4 protein-coding genes and 1 pseudogene are annotated in these 3839 nt (G+C 68.4%); 1 reads left to right on the top strand and 4 read right to left on the bottom strand.

Annotated features, from left to right (window positions below; all coding sequences use genetic code 11):
* The 3 genes and pseudogenes from OS124_RS24605 to hslO all read right to left on the bottom strand — a co-directional run.
* Positions 1 to 340, bottom strand: a pseudogene (locus OS124_RS24605) (CCA tRNA nucleotidyltransferase); the annotation flags it as partial.
* Positions 337 to 975 (bottom strand): CoA pyrophosphatase, encoded by a 639-nt coding sequence (locus OS124_RS0113020; protein WP_010140124.1) that lies wholly within the window; start codon positions 973 to 975, stop codon positions 337 to 339. The pseudogene OS124_RS24605 and the gene OS124_RS0113020, both read right to left, overlap by 4 nt.
* Positions 935 to 1960 carry an Hsp33 family molecular chaperone HslO gene (hslO, locus tag OS124_RS0113015; RefSeq protein WP_010140123.1) on the bottom strand — a complete coding sequence of 342 codons (1026 nt, stop codon included), beginning with the start codon at positions 1958 to 1960 and terminating at the stop codon, positions 935 to 937. Before hslO ends, OS124_RS0113020 begins: the two co-directional genes overlap by 41 nt.
* Before the next feature lie 78 nt (positions 1961 to 2038).
* Between hslO and OS124_RS0113010 the strand changes: the two genes are divergently transcribed.
* Positions 2039 to 2470 carry an NUDIX hydrolase gene (locus tag OS124_RS0113010; RefSeq protein WP_010140122.1) on the top strand — a complete coding sequence of 144 codons (432 nt, stop codon included), beginning with the start codon at positions 2039 to 2041 and terminating at the stop codon, positions 2468 to 2470.
* Between the two features lie 55 nt (positions 2471 to 2525).
* Here OS124_RS0113010 and OS124_RS0113005 read toward each other — a convergent pair whose 3' ends face one another.
* Positions 2526 to 3740 carry a SpoIIE family protein phosphatase gene (locus OS124_RS0113005; RefSeq protein ID WP_083834631.1) on the bottom strand — a complete coding sequence of 405 codons (1215 nt, stop codon included), beginning with the start codon at positions 3738 to 3740 and terminating at the stop codon, positions 2526 to 2528.
* Positions 3741 to 3839: the final 99 nt, after the last annotated feature.

The following is a 3839-nucleotide window of genomic DNA, read 5'->3' as shown; positions in this document are numbered from 1 at the left end:
TCGGCAAAGCCACCACTGCCCGGCGGCCATCGGTTTCCACGTCGCGGCGGAAGGTCGTCACCTCGTGCGGGACACCGCCCGAAACCACGGTGATCGTGCCATGCTCGATCCCCGTGGGCACGGCCTTCAGCCCCGCGGCCCTGGCGAGGCGCAGCACCTCTTCGGGCCAGGCATCGGTCGAGATGTCGATATCGCCGACCGCCAGCCCCAGCAGGGCATCGCGCACGCAGCCGCCGACGAACCAGGCCTGATGCCCGGCGCCGGTCAGGGCGCGACAGACCGCCTGGGTCGGCGCGGCCTCGAGCCAGTCGCCCTCGATCCGGGGGGGCGCTCCGGTCATGCCGGGCCCAGGGTATCTGCCAGCACCCGCAGCATCCGGGCGGTGGCCCCCCAGATGTAATAGGGGCCGAAGGGCACGGTGTAGTAGTGGCGGCGGGCCTTGTTCCAGCGTCGGGACTGGACGGAATAGTTCGCCACATCAAGCAGATGCGCCAGCGGCACGCGGAATACCTCCTCGACCTCGCCCGGCTCGGGGACAACGGTGAAGGGGCGGGTGACACGGGCGATCACCGGCGTGACCTGGAAGGCGGTGACGGTGCGGTGCGGCGGCAGGCAGCCCAGCACCTCGACCGCCTCGGAGGGCAGGCCGATCTCCTCGCGCGCCTCGCGCAGCGCGGCGGCGACCTCGTCGGCATCGCCGGGATCGACCTTGCCGCCGGGAAAGGCAATCTGGCCCGGGTGATGCTTCAGCCGGGACGAGCGCTTGGTCAGGATGACATGAGGGCGGCCGCCGATATCCTCCAGCGCGCAGAGCACACCGGCGGGACGAATCTTGACGTTGGCCAGCAGGTGCTGGTCGCCGTTCAGATCGAAATCCGACGTGGGCTCCGCGGCGCCCTGAAGCGCCGCGGAAATCCTTGCATAGGGATCGGACTCAGGCGCCATCTTGGCGCGGCACGAGGTTGCCCAGGGCATCCTTGCCCTCGGCCTCGAAGCCCACGGTGGCCGGGTCCAGCACGTAATGCGCCCCGCAGAACTGGCAATCGGCGGTGACAGTGCCCTCGTCGGTGGTCATCTTCTCGATGTCCTTGGACGAGTAGATCGACAGCGACTGCCGCACCTTGTCTTCCGAGCACGAGCAGCCGAACTTCACCGGCTGGGCATCGAAGACCCGGGGCTGTTCCTCGTGGAACAGGCGCACCAGCAGGTCGGTCGGCGCGATCGAAGGGCCGATGAGTTCCAGCTGGTCGACCGTGTCGAGGTGCAGGTTCACCCGGTTCCAGTTTTCTTCGCTGTCGCCTTCGACCAGGTCCGAGGCCTGCAGCAGACCCTTGTCGCCGGTGCCCTCGGCCGCGACATGCATCCCGGCTTCCGGCATCATCTGCAGCATCACGCCCCCGGCGCGCCAGTGCTCGTGGCCGCCGGCTTCGGTCGACAGGCCATAGGACAGGCTGAAGCGGGTCGGAATCTGCTCGGACTGGGCGAAATAGGCTTCCGCACAGGCGCGCAGGCTGCCACCGGTCAGCGGCGAGATCCCCTGGTAGGGCTGCATCCCGGCGCCCTGGTCGATCAGGATGGCGAAATAGCCCTCGTCGCCCAGTTGCGACCAGGGATCGCTGCCCTGGATCTTGTCAGCATCATAAGAGGCATAGGCGCGGATGCGCGCCGGCTCGCCGTCCTCGGCCGGGCCGTAGTAGTCGGTGGCGATCATCCGCACTGCGCCGCCCTTCGACTGCATCTGCAGCGAAAGTTTCCAGCGCAGCTTGATCGTCTGGCCGATCAGCGCGGTCAGCAGCGCCATCTCGGCCACCAGCGCCTCGACCTGGGGCGGGTAGTCGTGTTGTTTCAGGATACCGTCCAATACCCCGTCCAGCCGCGCGACGCGGCCGCGGATGTCGGCATTGTCCAGTTGGAACGGCAAAACGGTGTCGTCCCAGGCGATCTTGGAGCTGAGGGTCATGGCAGGGTCCTATCCGCTTGCTCTTGGCATAACCCGGTGCCACGTAAGGGGCAAGCAAGCCAGCTTCAAGGATCTTCCATGCGCCGATACGGCAAGCCTCCCCTGCCCCACACGCAATACACCACCCGGCCGGGCGCCTATGCGATCCTGCCGCGCGACGGCAAGCTGCTGCTGACCTTCCAGGCCAGCCCGGAACCAGAGGTGCAATTGCCCGGCGGCGGTATCGACCCGGGGGAAGGCGCCGTGCAGGCCCTGCATCGCGAGGTCTGGGAGGAAACCGGCTGGACCATCGCCGCCCCGCGCCGCATTGCCACCTACCGCCGCTTCGTCTGGATGCCCGACTACGACATCTTCGCCGAGAAGATCTGCCATATCTTCATGGCCCGCCCGGTGATGCGCCTCTCGGATCCCGCCGAGCCCGACCACAGCGCCCTGTGGATGGCCCCCGACGCCGCCGCCGAGCTGCTGGCCAGCGAGGGCGACGCGGAGATCCTGCGGCAGTTCCTCTAGGCCCTCCGGACGGCCGCCCCTCCTCCGCCAGGCCACCCGGCGCATCGGGCCCGGGCTAGAGCGCGCCGCGTCCCGGCCCGGGGTATTCCAGCAGCACCGCCGAAATATCGTCGGGGAACTCCTCCATCCCGGCATAGTCGCCCAGCCGCCAGACGAGGCTTTCCAGCAGGGCGGTGCCGGAAGTCCCCCGCAGGTGCTGCATCATCTCGCAAAGACCCTCTGTTTCCAGCAGCTTGCCATCGGCGTCAGGGCATTCGGTGATGCCGTCCGAGCCGATCAGCAGCCGGTCGCCGGGCGCCAGTGTCACCTCGGCCTGCTCGAAGGTCGCATCGGGCAGCAGGCCCACGGGCACACCGGGAATGCCCACCTCGGCCAGCCCGCCATCGGCCCGATGCAGCAGCGGATGGGGATGGCCGGCCTGCACCAGCGTGATCCGTCCCGTCGCCAGCTCCACGTGGGCGAGAACCATGGTGAAGTAATGCTCTGTCGTGATCTCGCCCAGCACCAGGCCGTTCAGATGGGCGACCACCTCGGCCGGAGGCCGCGGGGCGTATCCGCCGCCCGGCAACGGGCGGATCGCCACGTTCTGCTCGGGCACCGCGGACGAGAGGTAGCCCGCCAGCCGCGCCGTCATCAGCGCCGAGCTGATTCCATGGCCGGACACGTCTATCGAGAAGCAGCCGAAGCAGTCGTCGTTGATCGGGTAGAAGCCCACGAGGTCACCGCCGACCCGCCCCGCCGGGCGCAGCAGCAGCGAGACCTCCATCGGCGTGAAGGCGCGGTGACGCTCGCGCACGAGGCTCTGTTGCAGCTTGCGCGCCTCGATCAGGTCGCTGTCGATCACGTCATGGGCCGCCTGCAGCCGGGTCAGGGTCTGGCGGATGATGCGGTTCTTGCGGGTCAGCTCCTGCTGCATGTCGAGGATGCGTTCGCCCGCCGTCAGCCGTGCCCGCAGCTCGGCCTTGTTGACCGGCTTGGTCAGAAAGTCGTCGGCCCCGGCATCCAGCCCCTCGGCTGCGTGGAACTTTTCGTTCTTCGAGGTCAGCAGGATGAAGTACCCGTAGGTCTCGCGCTCGAGCGCGCGGAAGGCCTTGCAGAACTGAAGGCCGTCCATGCCGGGCATCATCCAGTCGCTGATCACCAGGTCCGGCACCCAGTCGCGGCAAATCGCCAGCGCAGCGTCACCGCTTTCCACCTCGCGCAGCTCGTAGCCCCAGCCCGAAAGCGACGAGACGAGGATGCGCCGCTGCAACCGGCTGTCATCGACCACCAGCAGCCGCCTGGGCGCTGCCGGCGCCGCGTCGGCACTACAAGACACCAGCCCCGCAGCGGTCGCGGCGCCCTCGGCCTGCCTCGAATGTGTGCTCTC

Source organism: Oceanicola sp. S124 (assembly GCF_000220565.1).
Taxonomy (GTDB): Bacteria; Pseudomonadota; Alphaproteobacteria; order Rhodobacterales; family Rhodobacteraceae; genus Pseudooceanicola.
Note: the sequence above shows the minus strand (reverse complement) of the source record. Positions and strands in the feature narration are given on the sequence as shown.

What these genes read in the sequence shown, in the direction of transcription:
- OS124_RS0113020 (WP_010140124.1), bottom strand. Translation starts at nt 975, where the DNA reads ATGCCCTGGGCAACCTCGTGCCGCGCCAAGATGGCGCCTGAGTCCGAT.
- hslO (WP_010140123.1), bottom strand. Translation starts at nt 1,960, where the DNA reads ATGACCCTCAGCTCCAAGATCGCCTGGGACGACACCGTTTTGCCGTTC.
- OS124_RS0113010 (WP_010140122.1), top strand. Translation starts at nt 2,039, where the DNA reads ATGCGCCGATACGGCAAGCCTCCCCTGCCCCACACGCAATACACCACC.